Raw genomic sequence first — 21,048 nt, forward strand, 5'->3', positions numbered from 1 at the left:
GCGGCGCAGAAACACCCAAGCCAAGGCAACTGGGTTATTCCCCTTCGGGCCAGCGCAAGCGCTGTTCGCGATGGAGCCGCGTCCCGCGTTCGCGGGAATGACGAGGGTGGGAGGACGGTGCCTGGCCTACAAGCCACTCAGAACAGCCCCCTCGCCCTCCGAGAGAAAGCTAGGGGGAGCGGCTCAGCGGAAACGACGATTAGGATCGTCGTCACTCAACTCCAGAGTCAGCCCCTGAGTCATGCTCGACAGATGATCCGCATCGGTCTCCGACCCAAGCTTGATCATCAACCGCAGATCGTTGGCCGAATCAGCATAGGCCAGCGCATCCTCATAGGTGATCTCACCCTGGGAATAGAGCTGATACAGCGCCTGGTCGAAGGTCTGCATACCCTGCTCGGTAGAGCGCTTCATCAGCGGCTTCAGCTCATGCACCTCACCCTTGCGGATCAGGTCAGCGGCCAGCGGAGTATTCAGCAGCACCTCGATCACCGCACGGCGGCCCTTGCCGTCCGGGGTCGGCACCAGTTGCTGGGCGACGATGGCCTTGAGGTTCAGCGACAGGTCCATCCAGATCTGCTGGTGCCGGTCGGCCGGGAAGAAGTGGATGATCCGCTCCAGCGCCTGGTTGGCGTTGTTGGCGTGCAGGGTGGCCAGGCACAGGTGGCCGGTCTCGGCGAAGGCCACGGCGTGCTCCATGGTCTCGCGCGAGCGCACCTCGCCGATCATGATCACGTCCGGCGCCTGGCGCAGGGTGTTCTTCAGCGCCACCTCGAAGGTGTCGGTGTCCAGCCCCACTTCGCGCTGGGTGACGATGCAGCCCTGATGCTGGTGGATGTACTCGATCGGGTCCTCGATGGAGATGATGTGCCCGGTGGAGTTCTTGTTGCGGTAGCCGATCATCGCCGCCAGCGAAGTGGACTTGCCGGTGCCGGTGGCGCCGACGAAGATCACCAGCCCACGCTTGGTCATGGCCAGCTTCTTGAGGATCTCCGGCAGCTTGAGGTCCTCGATGGTCGGGATGTTGGTCTCGATGCGGCGCAGCACCATGCCCACCAGGTTGCGCTGGTAGAAGGCGCTGACGCGGAAACGGCCGATGCCGCGGGCGCTGATGGCGAAGTTGCACTCGTGGTGCTCGGCGAAGTCGCGGCGCTGCTGCTCGTTCATCACCGCCAGCACCGTCTCGCGGGTCTGCTCGGGCGACAGCGGGGTCTTGGTCACCGGCAGCACCTTGCCGTTGACCTTCATCGACGGGGGCACGCCAGCGGTGACGAAGAGGTCCGAGGCGCCCTTCTCCACCATCAGCCGCAGAAGCTTCTCGAATTCCATGATCGATCCAACCTGATTCGTTCACGCACTGTGCGATTCGACTGTCATCCAGGCCGCCCGTGCGTGTGCCGTGCCGCCTGGCCGGGCACCAGGCCCGGGGAGAATCAGAAGTTTTCCGGGATCTTCGCCTTTTCCTTGGCCGCGTCGCGGGTCACCAGGCCCTTGGCGACCAGGCCCTTGAGGCACATGTCGAGGGTCTGCATGCCCAGCGCGCCGCCGGTCTGGATGGCCGAGTACATCTGCGCCACCTTGTCCTCGCGGATCAGGTTGCGGATCGCCGGGGTGCCGATCATGATCTCGTGGGCCGCCACCCGGCCGCCGCCGATCTTCTTCAGCAGCGTCTGCGAGATCACCGCCTGCAGCGACTCGGAGAGCATGGAACGGACCATGGCCTTCTCCTCGGCGGGGAACACGTCGACGATACGGTCGATGGTCTTGGCCGCGGAGGTGGTGTGCAGGGTGCCGAACACCAGGTGGCCGGTTTCCGCGGCGGTCAGCGCCAGGCGGATGGTCTCCAGGTCGCGCATCTCGCCGACCAGGATGATGTCCGGGTCCTCACGCAGGGCCGAGCGCAGCGCCTCGTTGAAGCCGAGGGTGTCGCGGTGCACCTCGCGCTGGTTGACCAGGCACTTCTTCGATTCGTGGACGAATTCGATCGGGTCTTCGACGGTGAGGATGTGGCTGTACTTGGTGTTGTTCAGGTAGTCGAGCATCGCCGCAAGCGAGGTGGACTTGCCCGAACCGGTCGGCCCGGTCACCAGCACCAGCCCGCGCGGCACGTCGGAAACCCGCTTGAACACTTCGCCCATGCCCAGGTCCTCCATGGTCAGCACCTTGGAGGGAATGGTCCGGAACACGGCGCCGGCGCCGCGGTTCTGGTTGAAGGCGTTGACGCGGAAACGCGCCACGCCCGGCACTTCGAAGGAGAAGTCGGTTTCCAGGAATTCCTCGAAATCCTTGCGCTGCTTGTCGTTCATGATGTCGTAGATCAGCGCGTGCACCTGCTTGTGCTCCAGCGGCGGCAGGTTGATGCGGCGCACGTCGCCGTCGACGCGGATCATCGGCGGCAGGCCGGCCGAGAGGTGCAGGTCCGAAGCGCCTTGCTTGGCGCTGAAGGCGAGCAACTCGGTAATATCCATGGGACTCCCCAATCCAATGCAAGCAGGTAGAATGCCGCTGAACTTGCAGCAGCCGGGCCTCAGAGCGCAGGTAATGTCCACGATAGCAGAGAATATTGCAAAGGTTCGCGAGCGTATCCGTGAGGCGGAGCAAGCTTGCGGGCGGGCTTCGGGCAGCGTTGCGCTGCTGGCGGTGAGCAAGACCAAGCCCGCCGCCGACATCCGCGAAGCCCATGCCGCCGGCCTCGACGATTTCGGCGAGAACTACCTGCAGGAAGCCCTCGGCAAGCAGGTGGAACTGGCCGATCTGGCGCTCACCTGGCATTTCATCGGCCCCATCCAGTCGAACAAGACGCGGCCCATCGCCGAGCACTTCCACTGGGTGCACTCGGTGGACCGCCTGAAGGTCGCCGAGCGCCTGTCCGCGCAGCGTCCTGCCGACCTGCCGCCACTCAACGTCTGCCTGCAGGTGAACGTCAGCGGCGAGGACAGCAAGTCCGGCTGCGCCCCCGAGGAGCTGCCGGCCCTGGCCCGCGCCGTGGCCGCCCTGCCCAACCTGAAGCTGCGCGGGCTGATGGCCATCCCCGAACCCACCGAGGACATCGCCGCCCAGCGCGCCGCCTTCGCCCGCCTGCGCGAACTCCTGACTGCCCTGAACCTCGGCCTGGACACCCTGTCCATGGGCATGAGCCACGACCTCGAAGCCGCCATCGCCGAAGGCGCCACCTGGGTGCGCATCGGCACCGCGCTGTTCGGCGCGCGCGACTACGGTCCCCATTCTTGATCAAGGAACACAACCCATGAGCAGCACCCGCATCGCTTTCATCGGCGCCGGCAACATGGCCGCCAGCCTGATCGGTGGCCTGCGCGCCCAGGGCGTGCCCGCCAGCCACATCCGCGCCAGCGACCCGGGCGCCGAACAGCGCGCGAAGATCGCCGCCGAGCACGGCATCGAGGTGTTCGAGGACAACGCCAGCGCCATCGCCGGCGCCGACGTGGTGGTCCTGGCGGTCAAGCCGCAGGTCATGAAACAGGTCTGCGAGCCCCTGGCCGCGCTGCTCGAACCGGGCCAGCTGATCGTCTCCATCGCCGCCGGCATTCCCTGCGCCAGCCTGTCGCGCTGGCTGGGCACCGAGCTGCTGGTACGCTGCATGCCCAACACCCCGGCGCTGCTGGGCGAAGGCGCCAGCGGCCTGTACGCCACCGCCCAGGTCAGCCCGGCCCAGCGCCAGCAGGCCGAACAGCTGCTGGGCGCCGTGGGCATCGCCCTGTGGCTGGACGGAGAGAAGCAGATCGACGCCGTCACCGCCGTCTCCGGCAGCGGCCCGGCCTACTTCTTCCTGCTGATGGAAGCCATGACCGCCGCCGGCGAGAAGCTCGGCCTGAGCCCCGAGGTCGCCGCCCGCCTGACCCTGCAGACCGCCCTGGGCGCCGCGCGCATGGCGGTGGCCAGCGACGTCGGCCCGGCCGAACTGCGCCGCCGCGTGACATCGCCCAAGGGCACCACCGAAGCCGCCATCACCTCCTTCCAGGCGAATGGATTCGAAGCACTGGTCGAGCGCGCCCTGGCCGCCGCCGACCACCGTTCCGCCGAACTGGCCGAACAACTGGGGCAATGAGGAGCCTTACATGACCGGACTTTCCACCGCTGCCATCTATGTCATCCAGACACTCGGCAGCCTCTACCTGCTGATCGTCCTGCTGCGCTTCATCCTGCAGCTGGTGCGCGCCGACTTCTACAACCCGCTGAGCCAGTTCATCGTGCGCGCCACCAAGCCGCTGCTGAACCCGCTGCGCCGGGTGATCCCCGGCTTCGGCGGCATCGACCTGGCGTCGCTGGTGCTGGCCATCCTGGTCCAGCTGGTGCTGATGATCGTCACCCTGACGCTGATGGGCTACGGCGTCGGCGGCTACGTCCTGCAACTGCTGGTGTGGTCGGTGATCGCGGTGACCTCGCTGTTCCTCAAGGTGTTCTTCTTCGCCCTGATCATCAGCGTGATCCTCTCCTGGGTCGCCCCGGGCAGCTACAACCCCGGCGCGCAGCTGGTGAACCAGATCTGCGAGCCGCTGCTGGCGCCCTTCCGCAAACTGCTGCCGAACCTCGGCGGGCTGGACATCTCGCCGATCTTCGCCTTCATCGCACTGAAGCTGCTCGACATGCTGGTAATAGGCAACCTGGCAGCCATGACCGGGATGCCGCAAATCCTGAGTCCGTTCATGTAATGAGCTTCTACCGCTGGGACGGCGAGGACCTGATCCTCGATTGCCACCTGCAGCCCAAGGCGAGCCGCGACGAGTTCGCCGGGCTGCACGGCGAACGCCTGAAGATCCGCCTCACCGCCCCGCCGGTGGAAGGCAAGGCCAACGCCCACCTGCTGGCGTTCCTCGGCAAGGCCTTCGGCGTGCCGAAAAGCGCGGTAATACTCGAGAGCGGCGAGCTGAACCGCCAGAAACGCGTGCGCATCCCCCGGCCGACACGGCTGCCGGCCGAGCTGGGGATAACCGCTCGGTCGGCTTGACCGACCTTACATATAGGAATGTGATGAAGGCCAATTGACGCCACCTCGCCGCGCTTCATAATCCAGGCATTCATCTCTCGCGCAGGAAGCGCAAGCCATAGGACCGCCTGGATGAGCATGGAGCGACTCAGTCAGCAGATCGACGCCTACGTCACCTGGAAGCGGGAACTGGTCCGGGACATCATCCGCTATCGCAGCTGGCTGGAGCAGAGCCGGCTGAACAGCGCGGACATAGACGCGCGCCTGGAGCGCGCCCTGCGCCTTCTGCGCCTGGACCACATCACTCTGGCCTTCGTCGGCGAGTTCTCCCGCGGCAAGACCGAGCTGATCAACAGCCTGTTCTTCTCCGAGTACGGCCAGCGCATGCTGCCCTCCCAGGCCGGGCGCACCACCATGTGCCCTACCGAGATCTTCTTCGACCCGCGCTCCGAACGCCCCTACATCCGCCTGCTGCCCATCGAGACGCGGGTGGCCGACGCCAGCATCGCCCGCTTCAAGCAGGTGCCGCGGCACTGGGTGAACATCCCCCTGGACACCTCCGACCCGGCCAACATGGCCCAGGCCTTCGCGCAGACCGCCCGGACCAAGAGCCTGCCGGTGGAACAGGCGATCCAGCTGGGCTTCCTCCCGGACATGCTGGAAGCCGCCGAACGCCCCGGCCACGTGCGCGTGCCGGCCTGGCGCCACGCCCTGGTCAACTTCGACCACCCGCTGCTGCGCCAGGGCCTGCGCATCCTCGACACCCCCGGCCTGAACGCCCTGGGCAGCGAGCCGGAACTGACCCTGTCGATGCTGCCCAGCGCCCAGGCGGTGGTCTTCCTGCTGGCCGCTGACACCGGCGTCACCGCCTCGGACCTGGCGGTCTGGCAGGACCACGTGCGGCACCTGGTGGAAGACGGCCAGTGCACCCTGTACGCGGTGCTGAACAAGGTCGACGTGCTCTGGGACGACCTGGCCGGCGACGCCTTCGTGCACAACGCCATCCAGCGCATCCGCGACACCACCGCGCGGCAGCTGGGCATCCCCCGCGACAGCGTGCTGCCGCTGTCGGCCAAGCAGGCGCTGCTGGCCAAGGTGCGCAACGACGCCGAACTGCTCGCCCGCAGCCAGCTGGAAAGCCTGGAAACCCTGCTCTGCGAGCGCATAGTGGCGGATAAGGAGCGCCTGCTGGAAGGCGCGGTGCTCAGCCAGGTGCTGGCCCTGCTGAACAACAGCCAGCACAGCCTGCGCGCCCGCCTGGAACGCCTGCGCGAACAGCAGGCGCAGCTCGAAGGCCAGCAGCAGGACAGCGGCCAGCTGCTTTTCGAGCTGACCGCGCGGACCAAGGAAGACCACGGCCTGCACCACCGCCGCCTGCTCAACCTGAAGACCAACCAGCGCCTGCTGCGCCGCCAGGGCGAGCTGCTCGGCCAGACCGTGCGCGCCGAACGCCTGGAGCGGCACCTGGCCAAAGTCCACGAGAAGCTGCGCGGCAGCTGGACCACCCTGGGCATCAACCAGGCCATCCTGAACTTCTTCCAGGCCGTGGAGGGCGACCTGCACAGCCTGCAGCACGAGGCCGAACTGGGTAACCGCATGGTCGAGGCCATCTACCAGCGGCACAACCAGGAAAACCCGCTGAACGCCCTGGACGCCCCGCGCTTCGACGTCGCCGGCTACCAGCGCGAACTGGCCCGGCTGCGCGAGCAGGCCGACCGCTTCCGCCTGCAGCTCAAGACCCTGCTCACCGAACAGCGCCTGCTGACGCGGCGCTTCATCGCCACCCTGGCCCAGGAAGTCATCCTCCTGCACCAGCGCGTGCGCGAAGAAGTCGAGCGCTGGGCCACCGACGCCCTGATGCCGCTGATGCAGTACACCCTGGAGAACAAGCAGCTGCTGGAAACCCACATGCTGCGCCTGAAGGCCCTGGCCCAGGAAACCCAGCAGGTACGCCAGCGCGCCCTGCTCATGGCGCGCTACCAGGAAGAGCTGGAAAAACAGCTGGCCGAAGCCTCGGAAATCCTCCGCCTGCTGCGCCGCCCCTCGCCGCTGCAACGCCAGGCCCGCGTGGTCGCCCTGCCCGGCTCGCAGCGCGCCTGAACGCCCGCGGCAGGCCCGGCCTTGCCGCAGGGGGCGGTGCTCTTTAGACTGGCGCCCTCCTTTTATTCATGAGCTGGGTCGATGCCAACAGTCTTCCCCGAAGATTCCGTCGGTCTGGTCTCTCCCCAGACGCTGCACTTCAGCGAACCCCTGGCCCTGGTCAGCGGCAGGACGCTGCCCGAATACCAGCTGGTGATCGAGACCTACGGCGAGCTGAACGCCACGGCGAGCAATGCCGTGCTGATCTGCCATGCGCTTTCCGGCCATCACCACGCCGCCGGCTACAACAGCCCCGACGAGCGCAAGCCGGGTTGGTGGGACAGCTGCATCGGCCCGGGCAAGGCCATCGACACCCGCAAGTTCTTCGTGGTCGCGCTGAACAACCTCGGCGGCTGCAACGGCTCCACCGGCCCCACCAGCCTCGACCCGTCGACCGGGCGCATCTACGGCTCCGATTTCCCGGTGGTCACCGTGGAAGACTGGGTCAACAGCCAGGCGCGCCTGGCCGATCGCCTGGGCATCAATCAGTGGGCCGCGGTGGTCGGCGGCAGCCTGGGCGGCATGCAGGCGCTGCAGTGGACCATCAGCTACCCCGAGCGCGTGCGCCACTGCCTGTGCATCGCCAGCGCGCCCAAGCTCTCGGCGCAGAACATCGCCTTCAACGAAGTGGCGCGCCAGGCCATTCTCTCGGACCCGGAGTTCCTCGGCGGCCACTTCCAGGAACAGGGCGTGATCCCGCGCCACGGCCTGCGCCTGGCGCGCATGGTCGGGCACATCACCTACCTGTCCGATGACGCCATGGGCGAGAAGTTCGGCCGCGACCGCAAGGCCGAGAAGCTCAACTACGACCTCTACAACGTCGAATTCCAGGTCGAGAGCTATCTGCGCTATCAGGGCGAGGAATTCTCCACCCGCTTCGACGCCAACACCTACCTGCTGATGACCAAGGCGCTGGACTACTTCGACCCGGCTTCCGCCCACGATGGCGACCTGGTACGCACCCTGGCCGGGGTCAAGGCGGACTTCTGCCTGATGTCCTTCACCACCGACTGGCGCTTCTCCCCGGCGCGCTCGCGGGAGATCGTCGACGCCCTGATCGCGGCGAAGAAGAACGTCTGCTACCTGGAGATCGACGCACCCCAGGGCCACGACGCCTTCCTCATGCCGATCCCCCGCTACCTCCAGGCCTTCAGCGCCTACATGAACCGCATCAGCGTATAAGGAAGCCCCATGCGCGCCGACCTGGACATCATCCAAGACTGGATCCCCGCCGGCAGCCGGGTGCTCGACCTCGGCTGCGGCGACGGCGAACTGCTCGCCTGGCTGGCCGAACACAAGCAGGTCACCGGCTACGGCCTGGAAATCGACAGCGAAAACATCGCCAAGTGCGTCGAACGCGGCGTGAACGTCATCGAGCAGGACCTGGACAAGGGCCTCGGCAGCTTCGCCAGCAACAGCTTCGACGTGGTGGTCATGACCCAGGCCTTGCAGGCCGTGCACTACCCGGACAGGATCCTCGAAGAGATGCTCCGCGTCGGCCGCACCTGCATCATCACCTTCCCCAACTTCGGCCACTGGCGCTGCCGCTGGTACCTGGCGCGTAACGGCCGCATGCCGGTGTCGGAATTCCTTCCCTACACCTGGTACAACACGCCGAACATCCACTTCTGCACCTTCAAGGACTTCGAGGCGCTGTGCCGCGAGAAGCGCCTGCGGGTGCTCGACCGCCTGGCGGTGGATCGTGACCACCGTCATCGCTGGTCCTGCCGAGTTTGGCCTAATCTGTTGGGTGAAATCGGCATCTACCGGGTCAGCGGTCCAAGCCTGCCGGACCACCGCATCGCCGTCTGAACCGCCCGGGGCCCCGAACCCAGGAGAAGAAAACCATGCGCCGCCTAGCCTCCCTGCTGTTCTGCCTGTTCCTGGCACTGCCGGCCTTCGCCGAGCAGGCCACCACGCTGGGGGACCTCAAGGTCCACTACAGCGTCTACAACTCCAGCTTCCTCCAGCCCAAGGTCGCCGCGGCCGTCGGCGTGGTGCGCAGCAAGGCCCAGGGCGTGATCAACATCGTGCCGCTGGACGCCAGCGGCAAGCCGGCCCAGGTCACCGTCTCCGGCACCGCCAAGAACCTCATGGGCCAGCCGATCCCGCTGACCTTCAAGCGCGTGGTGGAAGAAGGCGCGGTCTACCACATCGCCCAGTTCCCCATCGAAGGCCGTGACACCCTGACCTTCGACATCCAGGTACAGAAAGGCTCCGAAGCCCCGCAAAGCTTCGAGTTCCTCCAGGAAATCTACCCAGACGAATGATCAAGCTCGAACAACTGGTGCTGGCCAGTCACAACGCCGGCAAACTCAAGGAACTCCAGGCCATGCTGGGCGCCCACGTGAAAGTGCGCTCGATCGGCGAGTTCAGCGACGTGGAGCCGGAGGAAACCGGCCTGTCCTTCGTCGAGAACGCCATCCTCAAGGCGCGCAACGCCGCGCGCATCTCCGGGTTGCCGGCGCTGGCCGACGACTCGGGCCTGGCGGTGGACTACCTCGGCGGCGCGCCGGGCATCTACTCCGCGCGCTACGCCGACGGCAAGGGTGACGCGGCGAACAACGCCAAGTTGCTGGACGCCCTGCGCGAAGTGCCGGACGACCAGCGCGGCGCGCAGTTCGTCAGCGTGCTGGCCCTGGTGCGGCATGCCGACGACCCGCTGCCGATCCTCTGCGAAGGCATCTGGGAAGGCAGCATCCTCCACGGGGCCCGCGGCGAGCACGGCTTCGGCTACGATCCGCTGTTCTGGGTGCCGGAAAGCGGCTGCTCCAGCGCCGAACTGCCCCCCGAGCAGAAGAACCGCCTCAGCCACCGCGCCCGCGCCATGGCCCTGCTGAAACAGCGGTTGGGGTTATGAAGGCGGCGGCAAGCCACAAGCCGCAAGCGACAAGTAAAAGCATGGACAGCTTGCAGCTTGAAGCTCGCCGCTTTCAGCTACCGCCGTTGGCGGCCTACATCCATATCCCCTGGTGCGTGCGCAAATGCCCGTACTGCGACTTCAACTCCCACGCCGCCGGCCCGGAGCTGCCCGAGGACGCCTACGTCCAGGCGCTGCTGGCCGACCTGGCGGCTGACCGGCAGCACGTCCACGGCCGCAGGCTGACCTCGATCTTCTTCGGCGGCGGCACGCCCAGCCTGTTCTCCGCCAGTGCCCTGGGGCGCATCCTCGAAGGCCTGGAGCGCGAAGTCGGTTTCGAAAACGACATCGAAATCACCCTGGAGGCCAACCCCGGCACCTTCGAACAGGCCAAGTTCGCCGACTACCGGGCCCTGGGCATCAACCGTCTGTCCATCGGCGTGCAGAGCTTCCAGGCCGACAAGCTCAAGGCCCTGGGGCGCATCCACGATGGCGACGAGGCGGTGCGCGCGGCGGACATGGCGCGCCGCGCCGGCTTCGACAACTTCAATCTCGACCTGATGCACGGCCTGCCCGACCAGAGCGTGGCCGACGCCCTGGCCGACCTGGAGCAGGCCATCGCCCTGGCCCCGACGCATTTGTCCTGGTACCAACTGACCATGGAGCCGAACACGGTGTTCTGGAGCCAGCCGCCGGAACTGCCGGAAGACGACGCCCTCTGGGAAATCCAGGAAGCCGGCCAGGCCCGCCTGGCGCAAGCCGGCTACGTCCAGTACGAGACTTCGGCCTACGCCCGCGACGGCCTGCGCGCCCGGCACAACCTCAACTACTGGACCTTCGGCGACTTCCTCGGCATCGGCGCCGGCGCCCACGCCAAGCTCAGCAGCCCCGAGGGCCGCATCCTGCGTACCTGGAAGACGCGCCTGCCGAAGGACTACCTGAACCCGGCCAAGGCCTTCCAGGCCGGCGAACGGGTGCTGGAAGCGGCCGACCTGCCCTTCGAATTCATGATGAACGCCCTGCGCCTGGTGGACGGCGTCCCGGCGGCACTGTTCGAGCAACGCACCGGCCTGCCCCTGCAAGCCATCGCCGAAGCCTGCCGCGAAGCCCGCGCCCAAGGCCTGCTGGCCGAGGACGACGAGCGCCTGCGGCCGACCGAGCGCGGCCAGCTGTTCCTCAACGACCTGCTGCAGCAGTTCCTGCCCTGAGGCCTGCGCGCGGCATGCGAGCGACCATCGTCCTGGTGATCTACAAGCAGAAGCTCGGCGACTCGGAGAGCTTCCGCAGCCTCATGCAGAACCAGGCCCTGCTGGCCACCCATGACGTCAGCCTGGTCATCCACGACAACAGCCCGACGCCCCAGGCGCTGCCGCCCGGCGAATACTCCATCGCCGTGAACTACAGGCACGACCCGAGCAACCCGGGCCTCGCCGCCGCCTACAACCTGGCGCTGCGCGACGCCTGCGAGCAAGGCCACGACTGGCTGCTGCTGCTCGACCAGGACACCCGACTGCCCGAGGCGTATTTCCACGAGCTGGCGGAGCGGGCGGATGACCTGGCCGCCGATTGCGTCTGCCTGGTGCCGCGGGTCAGCGATGGCCAGCGCCAGGTCTCGCCCATGGACAACAGCCGTGTCCGCGCCAGCGCGGAGGGCATCGAGACCGGCTATCGCAGGCAGCAGATGACCGCGATCAACTCCGGCGCCTGCTGGCGCACCGCCTGGCTGGCCCGGATCGGCGGCTTCAATCCCGCCTTCCCGCTGGATTACCTGGACCACTGGGCCTTCCACCGCGCGCTGTCCGACGGCAAGCAGGTCTACGTCATGGCCGCGGGAATCCGCCAGAACCTCTCGATCAGCAACCGCAACCAGGTGTCCCGGGCCCGCTACGAAAGCATCTACGAGTCGGAGTACCGCTACTACAGCCAGTACCGCCCCGAGCTCTTCGCCAGCTACCGGCGCCACCTGCCGCTGCGCCTGATCAAGCAGCTTCTGCTGTTCCGCGACAAGAAACTGGCCTGGAAGACGTTGCAGCTGCTGCTGCGAAAAACGCCTGGCGGCTGAACCACCCACCCGTCGCTCGGGTAAACTCCCCCGTCGACCGCCCCCGACCAAGGAGCCTGCATGGACTTCGCCCTCGACCTGATCGCCAGCGCCTCCCGCTGGAGCCGCAGCCACCTGTCCGATATCGCCCTGGCGATCATGGCCACCCTGCTGGTGCTGTTCGGCCCGGCGATCAACGCCTGGGTGCAGCAGCGCATCGGCAGCCTCAACTTCGTCTTCCGCACCCTGCTGTTCGTGCTCATCTGCGCCGTGGGCTACGGCCTGGCCATGGTCTTCGTCACCCCCTGGGTGGCCCACGGCCTGAACTACTTCAACAACTACACCCTGGCGCCGGTGCTGCTGTTGCTGTTCTTCATCATCGGCATGATCGCCGACCGCAGCTGACGGGCCTGCTAGTGTTTCCCCAGTAGCCAACGCGCAGCTGGGGAAACGCCATGAAACCGATCAAGCACCTGTACCTGCACTTCATCGACGGCCAGCGCCTGGCGCTGCGCTTCCCGCAACAGAGCGAGGACCCGGTGGAAGTGGCGCAGGGCATCCGCAAACAGCTGGAGTCGCCCTGCCTGAGCATCGAGGTGGACGGCGACCTGCTGCTGATCCCGCGCAACAGCATCAAGTACCTGCAGATCACCCCGGCGCCGTTGAGCCTGCCGGACATCACCGTGGTCGGCGCGGAGCTGATCGACTGATTCCGCTCCTACAGGGGCAGGGGAAACACTGACGTAGGATGGGTTGAGCGAAGCGATACCCATCACCGCGGCCGCATGGGTTTCGCAGGCTCAACCCATCCTACGAAGAGCACCTCGGCGCAGTCGACACACCGCCGCCCCCCGTAGGAGCGGACCTTGTCCGCGATGCCGGCGGTTCCGGTGCGATTCGCGGATGAGATCCGCTCCTACGCCACGCCACCTACGCCATTCCATGCAGGAGCGCGCCCTGCGCGCGAATCGCGGGCAGGGCCCGCTCCTACATTGCAGGCGAGCATGGCTTTTCGTAGGAGCGAGCTTGCTCGCGAATGAGTCCCACAGCGGAGTGTGTTCGCGAGCAAGCTCGCTCCTACGAAGAGCACTACGGCGCGACCTATAAGACAGCGTGCAGGATGTTTCGGCCGCTCAGTCGACGCGCTGGAACTTCAGGTCCCAGACGCCATGGCCCAGGCGCTCGCCGCGGCGTTCAAACTTGGTCACAGGGCGCTCTTCCGGGCGCGGCACGTAGGTGTTGTCCGGGGACAGGTTGCGGTAGCCGGGCGCGGCGTTCATCACTTCCAGCATGTGCTCGGCGTACTGTTCCCAGTCGGTGGCCATGTGCAGGACACCACCGACCTTCAACTTGCTGCGCACCAGCTCCGCCCAGGCCGGCTGGACGATGCGGCGCTTGTGGTGGCGCGCCTTGTGCCAGGGGTCGGGGAAGAACAGCAGCACGCGGTCCAGGCTGGCGTCGGCCACGCAGTCGCGCAGCACTTCCAGGGCGTCGCAGCTGTAGACGCGGATGTTGGTGAGGTTCTGCGTCAACATGCCGTTGAGCAGCGCGCCCACGCCCGGGCGGTGCACTTCGACGCCGATGAAATCCTGGTCCGGCGCCGCGGCGGCCATTTCCAGGGTGGCCTGGCCCATGCCGAAGCCGATCTCGAAGGTGCGCGGGGCCTTGCGCCCGAACACCTGGTCGAAGTCGCGCGGGCCGTCGGCCAGTTCCAGGCCGAAGCGCGGCCAGCCCTGGTCGAGGCCGCGCTGCTGGCCTTCGGTCACGCGCCCGGCGCGCATCACGAAGCTCTTGATGGTGCGCATCGGCCGGTCGGTGGCCTGCTCGGCCTGGGGCTGCTGGGTATCGCTCATGTTCGGACCTTGGAAAAAACGGGGCAGTGAAAGTGACGACGGGCCGGCCCGCGCTTGGCGAACCGGCCCGCTCGGGGCGCCGCGCCGGGATCAGCCGATCAGGCCGCTCATCGGCGAGGAGGCGCTGGCGTACAGTTTGCGCGGCATGCGCCCGGCCAGGTAGGCCAGGCGACCGGCGACGATGGCGTGCTTCATGGCCTCGGCCATCATCACCGGGTTCTGCGCGTGGGCGATGGCGGTGTTCATCAGCACCGCCTCGCAGCCCAACTCCATGGCGATGGTGGCGTCGGAAGCGGTGCCCACGCCGGCGTCGACCAGCACGGGAACGGTGGCTTCCTCGAGGATGATGCGCAGGTTGTAGGGGTTGCAGATGCCCAGGCCGGAGCCGATCAGGCCGGCCAGCGGCATCACCGCGATGCAGCCCATCTCGGCCAGCTGGCGGGCGATGATCGGGTCGTCGCTGGTGTACACCATCACGTCGAAGCCGTCCTTGACCAGCACTTCGGCGGCCTTGAGGGTTTCCACGACGTTGGGGAACAGCGTCTTCTGGTCCGCCAGCACTTCCAGCTTGACCAGGTTGTGGCCGTCCAGCAGCTCGCGGGCCAGGCGGCAGGTGCGCACCGCTTCCACGGCGTCGTAGCAGCCGGCGGTGTTCGGCAGGATGGTATAGCGGTCCGGCGGGATCACGTCGAGCAGGTTGGGCTCGTCGGGGTTCTGGCCGATGTTGGTGCGGCGCACCGCCACGGTGACGATCTGCGCGCCGGAGGCCTCGATGGCGCGGCGCGTCTCGTCGAGATCCTGGTACTTGCCGGTGCCGACCAGCAGGCGCGATTCATAGGTACGCCCGGCGAGGGTGAAAGGCTTGTCGACCGGCAGGGTGGAAGAGGCTTGGCTCATCGGATCTTTCCTCAGCAAAAGCGGGTGGGGCGGGGCCTGAATCGGGGAAGCGACGACCTAGCCGCCGCCGATGGCGTGCACCACCTCCACCTGGTCACCCTCCTTGAGGGCGGTGGCGGCGTGCTGGCTGCGCGGCACTATGTCCAGGTTCAGTTCGACCGCGACGCGGCGCCCGCCCAGTTCCAGGCATTCGAGCAGGTGGGCCACGCTCTGGCCGTCGGGCAGCTCGTAGGGTTCGCCGTTCAACTGGATACGCATGGGCAGCACCGTCGCGATTGGAGGGGGTGGGCATTCTAGCCCGAGAGCCGGCGATGACCAAGGCGCAAGCGGGGCATCGGCCGGCGATTCTGACGTCCGGGTCAGCCCGTCAGCTTCCAGGCCGCCAGGCCCAGGCACAGCCAGCCGGCGAGGAAGCAGACGCCGCCGATAGGGGTGATGGCGCCGAGCACTGGAGTGGAAGTCAGGGTCAGCAGGTAGAGGCTGCCGGAGAAGATCAGGATGCCGGCGACGAAGAACCCGCCGGCGATGCCCACCAGGCGGCCGCCCAGGTGCGCCGAGAGCAGCGCCACGCCGAACAGGGCCAGGGCATGGAGCATCTGGTAGTGCACGCCGGTCTGGAAGATCGCCAGGTAGTCGGAGCTCAGGCGGCTCTTCAGGCCGTGGGCGGCGAAGGCGCCGAGGGCCACGCCGGTGAAGCCGAAGAAGGCAGCGAACAGCAGGAAGGTACGCAACATGGGAAACTCCCCGATAGGTCAGGGCCGTTATAATGACGCGCACTATCGCCCGGGCAAACCCTCGCATGCGCACATTGTTCCGCCGCCTGATCAAGTTCCTCCTCTGGTTCGCCCTGGGCAGCGTGGCCGTGGTCGTCGTCCTGCGCTGGGTGCCGCCGCCGGGCAGCATGCTGATGGTCGAGCGCAAAGTGCAGTCCTGGTTCAACGGCCAGCCCATCGACCTGCAGCGCGACTGGCGCAGCTGGGACTCGATTTCCGACAACCTCAAGGTGGCGGTCATCGCCGGCGAAGACCAGAAGTTCGCCGAGCACCATGGCTTCGACCTGCCGGCCATCGAGCAGGCCCTGGCCCACAACGGCCGTGGCAAGAGCCTCCGCGGCGCCAGCACCATCAGCCAGCAGACCGCCAAGAACCTGTTCCTCTGGTCCGGCCGCAGTTGGCTGCGCAAAGGCCTGGAAGCCTGGTTCACGGTGCTGCTGGAAACTCTCTGGCCGAAGCAGCGCATCCTCGAGGTCTACCTGAACAGCGCCGAGTGGGACGACGGCGTGTTCGGCGCCCAGGCCGCCGCGCGCCACCACTTCGGCGTCGACGCCAGCCGCCTGTCGGCGCAGCAGGCCGCGCAGCTCGCTGCGGTGCTGCCCAACCCGCGCCAGTGGAGCGCCGCGCGCCCCAGCGGCTACGTGCGCCAGCGCGCCGCCTGGATCCGCCAGCAGATGTGGCAGCTCGGCGGCCCCGACTACCTGGAACGCCTGCGCTGAGCCACGCTCAGTGCGCCAGGCTCTCCCGCGGCACCACCTGCAGCCAGACCAGCTCGCCATTGCGGTGCAGCAGCGTCAGGCCGCGCTCGGGATAGATCCAGGCCTCGCCGCCGTCGGTCTGCAAACGCAGGCGCGGCGGGCCGAAGCTGGCCACCAGGCGGCCGACGCTCAGCGTCTGGCTGGGCGCCAGCAGCACCGAGGCCACCGTCTGCCGGCGCAGTTGTTCCAGCATGGCGTCGCTAAGCGGCTGGTCGGGCGCCCCCGGCGCTATGCCCGTGGCCTTCTGCAGGCTGCTGCGCTCCTCGTCGCTCAGCACCAGCTCGGCCTCCATGCGCCAGGGCCCGTCGGGCGTGCCCAGGGTGCCGCGGTAGCTCAGTTGGGCGCCCTGCTGGTCGCGGGTCAGCCACAGCGCGCCCTCCTGCCAGCTGTGCAACTGGCCGAGGTCCAGGGTGCCGTCGGCCAGGGGGCCGAACACCTCGCGCTGCCAGTCCTCCAGCCAGGCCGGCGGCGGCAGCGGCGCCGTGGAGCGCGCCACCCACAGGCCGGCGGCGAAGGCCAGCAGGGCGAAGGCGAGGATCAGCAGGCCATGGGCCGGGCGTAGTCGGGGCATCGGATCTCCGGGCATTCGCGGGCAGAAAAAAACCGCACCCCGAGGGGTGCGGTCTTCAGTCTAGCGGTGCAGCGGGCGCTTACGCCTCGATGCGCCCCTTGAGCTTGTTCATCGCGTTCTTTTCCAACTGACGGATGCGCTCGGCGGACACATTGTACTTGGCCGCCAGGTCGTGCAGCGTCGCCTTCTCCTCGGCCAGCCAGCGCTGCTGGAGGATGTCGCGGCTGCGTTCGTCCAGGCCTTCCAGCGCCTCGTGCAGGCTGGCGGTGGAGCTGTCGCTCCAGTCCGCTTCCTCCAGTTGGCGCGCCGGGTCGTAGCGATGGTCTTCCAGGTAGTGCGCCGGCGACTGGTAGGCGCTTTCGTCGTCGGCGTCGGCCGCCGGGTCGAAGGCCATGTCCTGGCCGCTCAGGCGGCTTTCCATCTCGCGTACTTCCCGAGCTTCCACGCCCAGACTCTCGGCGACGCGTTCGACTTCGTCGTTGCTCAGCCAGGCCAGACGCTTCTTCTGGCTGCGCAGGTTGAAGAACAGCTTGCGCTGCGCCTTGGTGGTGGCGACCTTGACGATCCGCCAGTTGCGCAGGATGAACTCGTGGATTTCCGCCTTGATCCAATGCACGGCGAAGGACACCAGACGCACACCCATTTCCGGGTTGAAGCGTTTCACGGCCTTCATCAGGCCGACGTTGCCCTCCTGGATCAAATCGGCCTGGGCCAGGCCGTACCCGGAATAACTCCGGGCGATGTGCACGACGAAGCGCAGGTGCGCCAGCACCATTTGCCGTGCCGCTTCCAGATCTTGCTGATAGAAGAGGCGTTCGGCCAGTTCGCGCTCCTGCTCCGGCGTCAACAGCGGGATGCTGTTCACCGAGTGCACGTAGGCTTCCAGGTTCGCGCCGGGAGCCAGGGCATAGACAGGTTGCAAAGAAGTGGTCATGCGAATCCTCCGATTCACGAAACTCGCGCAGTGTAGCACTGAGCGATCTGACTGCAAGCGGGTGTAAAAGTTCCTTTACAGCCTTGAAGAAAACCGGGTAAATCAGTCGTTTGTCAGCGCGGCGCCAGCTCCCGCAGGTGCCGCGCCACGGCCAGCCAGGCGCCGATCCAGCCCAGCAGCACCGCGCCTATGGTCAGCGACAGGCCGTCGTTCAAGGGCACGCCGGCCAGGGTGAAATCGCTGCCGTAGAGGCCGGCCAGGTTGACCACCGAGGCGTTCAGCCAGTTCAGCCCGAACTCCAGCAGGGCCCAGGACAGGATGCCGGCGCCCAGGCCGTAGAGCGCGCCCATATAAAGGAAGGGCCGACGCACGTAGCCGTCGGTCCCGCCGACCAGCTTGATCACTTCGATTTCGTTACGGCGGTTTTCGATGTGCAGACGAATGGTATTGCCGATCACCAACAGCAGGGTCAGCACCAGCACCACGGTCAGGCCGAAGACGAAGCGGTCGCCCAGCTTGAGGATCGCCGACAGCCGCTCGACCCACACCAGGTCCAGCTGCGCCTGTTGTACCCCGGGCAGCTCGGCCAGGCGTTGACGCAAGGCATCGAGCTGGTTGCGGTCGACCTGCTTGGGCGTCACCGAGATCACCGCCGGCAGCGGGTTCTCCGGCAGCTCCTTGAGCGCCTCGCCCAGGCCGGACTGTTCCTGCAGCTCCTTGAGCGCGTCCTCGCGGCTGATCAGCTGCGCCTCGATCACGTCGGGCATGCGCTCGATCTGTTCGCGCAGGTCCTGGCCCTGGCTCTCGCTGGTCTTCAGGTCCAGGTACAGGGAAATCTGCGCCGCGCGCTGCCAGGAGCCGCCCAGGCGCTCGACGTTGCCCAGCAGCAGCGACAGGCCCATGGGCAGGCTCAGGGTGATGCCCATCACCAGGCAGGTGAAGAAGCTGCCGAAGGGGTGGCCGAACATCCGCTTGAGGCTGTCCACCAGGCTCGCACGATGGCTTTCGCCGTAGGCACTGAACAGCTGGCCCCAGTCGGTGGATTCCTTCTCCACGCGCTCGCGGCTCTTCTTCGGCTGCGTGCCCTCTTCCGGAGCGTGCGGCAGTTGCTGATCGCTCATCAGGCCTCCTCCTCGCGGTCCGCGATGATCCGCCCGCGCTGCAGGGTGATCATCCGATGGCGCATGCGCGCGATCAGCGCCAGGTCGTGGCTGGCGATCAGCACGGTGGTGCCGAGGCGGTTGATGTCTTCGAACACGCCCATGATCTCCGAGGCCAGGCGCGGGTCGAGGTTGCCGGTGGGTTCGTCGGCGAGCAGCAGGGCCGGGCGATGCACCACCGCGCGGGCGATGCCGACGCGCTGCTGCTGGCCGGTGGAGAGGTCGGACGGCAGGTCCTCGGCCTTTTCCTTGAGGCTCACGCGGTCGAGCGCCGCTTCCACCCGCTGGGCGATCTCCGCCTTGGGCAGGCCGAGGATCTGCAGCGGCAGGGCGACGTTGTCGAACACCGTGCGGTCGTTGAGCAGTTGGTGGTTCTGGAACACCACGCCGATCTGCCGGCGCAGGAAGGGAATCTGCGCGGTGGTGATGCGCGCCAGGTCCTGGCCGCCGAGCAGCAGCTTGCCGGAGGTCGGCCGCTCCATCGCCAGGATCAGCCGCAGCAGGGTGCTCTTGCCGGCGCCGGAGTGGCCGGTGACGAAGAGAATCTCGCCGCGGTGGATGCGGAACGAGGCGTCATGCAGGCCGACGTGGCCGTTGGGATAGCGTTTGCCGACCTGCTCGAAGCGGATCATGCGGTCTCCCGGGTCTCGAACAATGCACGGACGAAAGCGTCGGCCTCGAAGGTGCGCAGATCGTCGATCCCTTCGCCGACACCGATGTAGCGGATCGGCAGGCCGAACTGCTTGGCCAGGGCGAAGATCACCCCGCCCTTGGCGGTGCCGTCCAGTTTGGTCAGGGCCAGGCCGGTGAGTTCCACGGCGTTGTTGAACTGCTTGGCCTGGTTGATGGCGTTCTGCCCGGTGCCGGCGTCGAGCACCAGCAGGACCTCGTGGGGAGCCGTGTCGTCCAGCTTGCCGATGACCCGGCGCACCTTCTTCAGCTCTTCCATCAGGTTGTCCTTGGTGTGCAGGCGCCCGGCGGTGTCGGCGATCAGCACGTCGACGCCACGGGCCTTGGCAGCCTGCACCGCGTCGAAGATCACCGAGGCCGAGTCGGCGCCGGTGTGCTGGGCGATCACCGCGATGTTGTTGCGCTCGCCCCAGACCTGTAGTTGTTCCACGGCGGCGGCGCGGAAGGTGTCGCCGGCGGCCAGCATGACTTTCTTGCCGTCCTGCTGCAGCTTCTTCGCCAGCTTGCCGATGGTGGTGGTCTTGCCCACGCCGTTCACCCCGACCACGAGGATCACGTAGGGCTGCTTGCCGGCCGCGATGGCCAACGGCTGTTCCACCGGGCGCAGCAGGCCGGCCAATTCTTCCTGCAGGGCCTTGTACAGCGCCTCGCTGTCGGCCAGTTCCTTGCGCGCCACGCGCCTGGTCAGGTTCTGCACGATGGCGGTGGTGGCCTCGACGCCGACGTCGGCGGTCAGCAGGCGCGTCTCGATCTCGTCGAGCAGGTCGTCATCGATGGCCTTCTTGCCCAGGAACAGGCTGGCCATGCCCTCGCCGAGGCTGGCGCTGGTCTTCGACAGGCCCTGCTTGAGGCGGGCGAAGAAACCGAGCTTGGCCGCTTCGGATGGAACGGCGGGCTTCTCGATTGCGGCGGGCGCGGGCTCGGTGACCAGCGGCTGCTCAGCGACCGGAGCCGGAGCCGGAGCCGGAGCCGGAGCCGGAGCCGGGACAGGCTCGACCACGGGCGCGGCGAGGGCAACGGGCGCGACTGCCTCGACAGGGGGCTGCGGCTCGGCGGGAATTTGCGGTTCGACCGGGCGGACCGGCTCCAGCGGCTCAGCCGGCAGGCTTTCGGCCTGCGGGGCCGGCGCCGGCGGTTCGACGGGGGCCACGGGCAGCGGCGTGCGCAGCTCGTCGACGGGCACCGGCCGGGGCGCTTCGGCCGCCGGGACCGCTGCGGGTTGCTCAGGCTGCGCTGCCGGGGCTTGCGCCGCCTGCGCAGGGGCCGCCTCGGCTTCGGAGGCTGGCGCTACGGTTTCTTCGGCCTGGGGTTTCTTGCGGAACCAGCTGAACAGGCCTTTCTTCTCCCCGCCCTGCGGGGCCTTCTTGTCGTCGTTGGAACCAAACATGAATGGCTTGCATCTCAAGGGAGCGGCACGGGACGTGGCC

25 protein-coding genes are annotated in these 21,048 nt (G+C 67.3%); 14 read left to right on the forward strand and 11 right to left on the reverse strand.

Going from position 1 to position 21,048, the window contains the following annotated elements; translation table 11 throughout:
* Positions 1–183: 183 nt before the first annotated feature.
* Together pilU and pilT are read right to left on the reverse strand one after the other, a co-directional pair.
* Positions 184–1,329 (reverse strand): type IV pilus ATPase PilU, encoded by a 1,146-nt coding sequence (gene pilU, locus BM060_RS05020; protein WP_074977840.1) that lies wholly within the window; start codon positions 1,327–1,329, stop codon positions 184–186.
* 104 nt (positions 1,330–1,433) lie between these two features.
* Positions 1,434–2,468 (reverse strand): type IV pilus twitching motility protein PilT, encoded by a 1,035-nt coding sequence (pilT, locus tag BM060_RS05025; RefSeq protein ID WP_009615237.1) that lies wholly within the window; start codon positions 2,466–2,468, stop codon positions 1,434–1,436.
* Between the two features lie 73 nt (positions 2,469–2,541).
* Between pilT and BM060_RS05030 the strand changes: the two genes are divergently transcribed.
* The 13 genes from BM060_RS05030 to BM060_RS05090 all read left to right on the forward strand — a co-directional run bounded on the left by BM060_RS05030 (position 2,542) and on the right by BM060_RS05090 (position 12,695).
* A complete protein-coding gene (locus BM060_RS05030) occupies positions 2,542–3,231 on the forward strand; it encodes a YggS family pyridoxal phosphate-dependent enzyme (protein WP_074977842.1) in 690 nt (229 codons plus the stop codon).
* A 16-nt stretch (positions 3,232–3,247) separates the two neighbouring features.
* Positions 3,248–4,066, forward strand: a complete 819-nt coding sequence (proC, locus tag BM060_RS05035; RefSeq protein WP_074977844.1) for a pyrroline-5-carboxylate reductase — start codon at positions 3,248–3,250, stop codon at positions 4,064–4,066.
* A 10-nt stretch (positions 4,067–4,076) separates the two neighbouring features.
* Positions 4,077–4,670, forward strand: a complete 594-nt coding sequence (locus BM060_RS05040) for a YggT family protein (RefSeq protein ID WP_009615234.1) — start codon at positions 4,077–4,079, stop codon at positions 4,668–4,670.
* Positions 4,670–4,966: a DUF167 domain-containing protein gene (locus BM060_RS05045; RefSeq protein ID WP_009615233.1), complete on the forward strand. Its 297-nt coding sequence runs from the start codon at positions 4,670–4,672 to the stop codon at positions 4,964–4,966. Before BM060_RS05040 ends, BM060_RS05045 begins: the two co-directional genes overlap by 1 nt.
* A 111-nt stretch (positions 4,967–5,077) precedes the next feature.
* Positions 5,078–7,045 (forward strand): dynamin family protein, encoded by a 1,968-nt coding sequence (locus tag BM060_RS05050; protein WP_074977848.1) that lies wholly within the window; start codon positions 5,078–5,080, stop codon positions 7,043–7,045.
* A gap of 81 nt (positions 7,046–7,126) precedes the next feature.
* Entirely contained in the window at positions 7,127–8,266 is a 1,140-nt protein-coding gene (metX, locus tag BM060_RS05055; RefSeq protein ID WP_074977851.1) for a homoserine O-succinyltransferase MetX, read from the forward strand.
* Positions 8,267–8,275: 9 nt separating this feature from the next.
* Positions 8,276–8,896, forward strand: coding sequence for a methionine biosynthesis protein MetW (gene metW, locus BM060_RS05060; protein ID WP_009615228.1), 621 nt, complete (start codon positions 8,276–8,278; stop codon positions 8,894–8,896).
* Between the two features lie 35 nt (positions 8,897–8,931).
* The gene (locus BM060_RS05065) at positions 8,932–9,354 is read left to right on the forward strand and encodes a DUF4426 domain-containing protein (protein WP_074977854.1); all 423 of its coding nucleotides are present in this window, start codon (positions 8,932–8,934) and stop codon (positions 9,352–9,354) included.
* The gene (gene rdgB, locus BM060_RS05070) at positions 9,351–9,944 is read left to right on the forward strand and encodes an RdgB/HAM1 family non-canonical purine NTP pyrophosphatase (RefSeq protein ID WP_074977857.1); all 594 of its coding nucleotides are present in this window, start codon (positions 9,351–9,353) and stop codon (positions 9,942–9,944) included. The genes BM060_RS05065 and rdgB overlap by 4 nt, the downstream gene beginning before the upstream one ends.
* A gap of 41 nt (positions 9,945–9,985) precedes the next feature.
* Positions 9,986–11,152: a radical SAM family heme chaperone HemW gene (gene hemW / locus BM060_RS05075; RefSeq protein WP_074977859.1), complete on the forward strand. Its 1,167-nt coding sequence runs from the start codon at positions 9,986–9,988 to the stop codon at positions 11,150–11,152.
* Between the two features lie 14 nt (positions 11,153–11,166).
* Positions 11,167–12,006, forward strand: coding sequence for a glycosyltransferase (locus tag BM060_RS05080; protein WP_074977861.1), 840 nt, complete (start codon positions 11,167–11,169; stop codon positions 12,004–12,006).
* 60 nt (positions 12,007–12,066) lie between these two features.
* Positions 12,067–12,390: a DUF3392 domain-containing protein gene (locus BM060_RS05085; protein WP_009615221.1), complete on the forward strand. Its 324-nt coding sequence runs from the start codon at positions 12,067–12,069 to the stop codon at positions 12,388–12,390.
* Positions 12,391–12,440: 50 nt separating this feature from the next.
* The gene (locus BM060_RS05090) at positions 12,441–12,695 is read left to right on the forward strand and encodes a hypothetical protein (RefSeq protein WP_074977863.1); all 255 of its coding nucleotides are present in this window, start codon (positions 12,441–12,443) and stop codon (positions 12,693–12,695) included.
* A gap of 423 nt (positions 12,696–13,118) precedes the next feature.
* Here the strand turns inward: BM060_RS05090 and trmB are convergent, their stop codons facing one another.
* The 4 genes from trmB to BM060_RS05110 form a co-directional block, all read right to left on the reverse strand.
* Positions 13,119–13,790 carry a tRNA (guanosine(46)-N7)-methyltransferase TrmB gene (gene trmB / locus BM060_RS05095; RefSeq protein WP_218022679.1) on the reverse strand — a complete coding sequence of 224 codons (672 nt, stop codon included), beginning with the start codon at positions 13,788–13,790 and terminating at the stop codon, positions 13,119–13,121.
* Positions 13,791–13,928: 138 nt separating this feature from the next.
* Complete coding sequence (locus BM060_RS05100) at positions 13,929–14,735, reverse strand: thiazole synthase (protein ID WP_009615215.1); 807 nt, start codon at positions 14,733–14,735, stop codon at positions 13,929–13,931.
* Between the two features lie 57 nt (positions 14,736–14,792).
* Complete coding sequence (gene thiS, locus BM060_RS05105; protein WP_074977870.1) at positions 14,793–14,993, reverse strand: sulfur carrier protein ThiS; 201 nt, start codon at positions 14,991–14,993, stop codon at positions 14,793–14,795.
* 101 nt (positions 14,994–15,094) lie between these two features.
* Positions 15,095–15,469 carry a DUF423 domain-containing protein gene (locus BM060_RS05110; protein ID WP_074977872.1) on the reverse strand — a complete coding sequence of 125 codons (375 nt, stop codon included), beginning with the start codon at positions 15,467–15,469 and terminating at the stop codon, positions 15,095–15,097.
* 32 nt (positions 15,470–15,501) lie between these two features.
* Between BM060_RS05110 and mtgA the strand changes: the two genes are divergently transcribed.
* Positions 15,502–16,227 carry a monofunctional biosynthetic peptidoglycan transglycosylase gene (gene mtgA / locus BM060_RS05115; RefSeq protein WP_074977874.1) on the forward strand — a complete coding sequence of 242 codons (726 nt, stop codon included), beginning with the start codon at positions 15,502–15,504 and terminating at the stop codon, positions 16,225–16,227.
* Positions 16,228–16,234: 7 nt separating this feature from the next.
* Here mtgA and BM060_RS05120 read toward each other — a convergent pair whose 3' ends face one another.
* The 5 genes from BM060_RS05120 to ftsY form a co-directional block, all read right to left on the reverse strand.
* Positions 16,235–16,837, reverse strand: coding sequence for a hypothetical protein (locus BM060_RS05120; RefSeq protein ID WP_043313979.1), 603 nt, complete (start codon positions 16,835–16,837; stop codon positions 16,235–16,237).
* A 79-nt stretch (positions 16,838–16,916) separates the two neighbouring features.
* Positions 16,917–17,771 carry an RNA polymerase sigma factor RpoH gene (rpoH, locus tag BM060_RS05125; RefSeq protein ID WP_074977877.1) on the reverse strand — a complete coding sequence of 285 codons (855 nt, stop codon included), beginning with the start codon at positions 17,769–17,771 and terminating at the stop codon, positions 16,917–16,919.
* A gap of 113 nt (positions 17,772–17,884) precedes the next feature.
* Entirely contained in the window at positions 17,885–18,892 is a 1,008-nt protein-coding gene (gene ftsX / locus BM060_RS05130) for a permease-like cell division protein FtsX (RefSeq protein WP_058487700.1), read from the reverse strand.
* The gene (gene ftsE, locus BM060_RS05135) at positions 18,892–19,563 is read right to left on the reverse strand and encodes a cell division ATP-binding protein FtsE (protein ID WP_009615202.1); all 672 of its coding nucleotides are present in this window, start codon (positions 19,561–19,563) and stop codon (positions 18,892–18,894) included. The genes ftsX and ftsE overlap by 1 nt, the downstream gene beginning before the upstream one ends.
* A complete protein-coding gene (gene ftsY, locus BM060_RS05140) occupies positions 19,560–21,008 on the reverse strand; it encodes a signal recognition particle-docking protein FtsY (protein WP_074977880.1) in 1,449 nt (482 codons plus the stop codon). The genes ftsE and ftsY overlap by 4 nt, the downstream gene beginning before the upstream one ends.
* Positions 21,009–21,048 lie beyond the last annotated feature (40 nt).

The sequence above is a fragment of the Pseudomonas citronellolis genome (genome assembly GCF_900112375.1).
Lineage (GTDB): Bacteria > Pseudomonadota > Gammaproteobacteria > Pseudomonadales > Pseudomonadaceae > Pseudomonas > Pseudomonas citronellolis.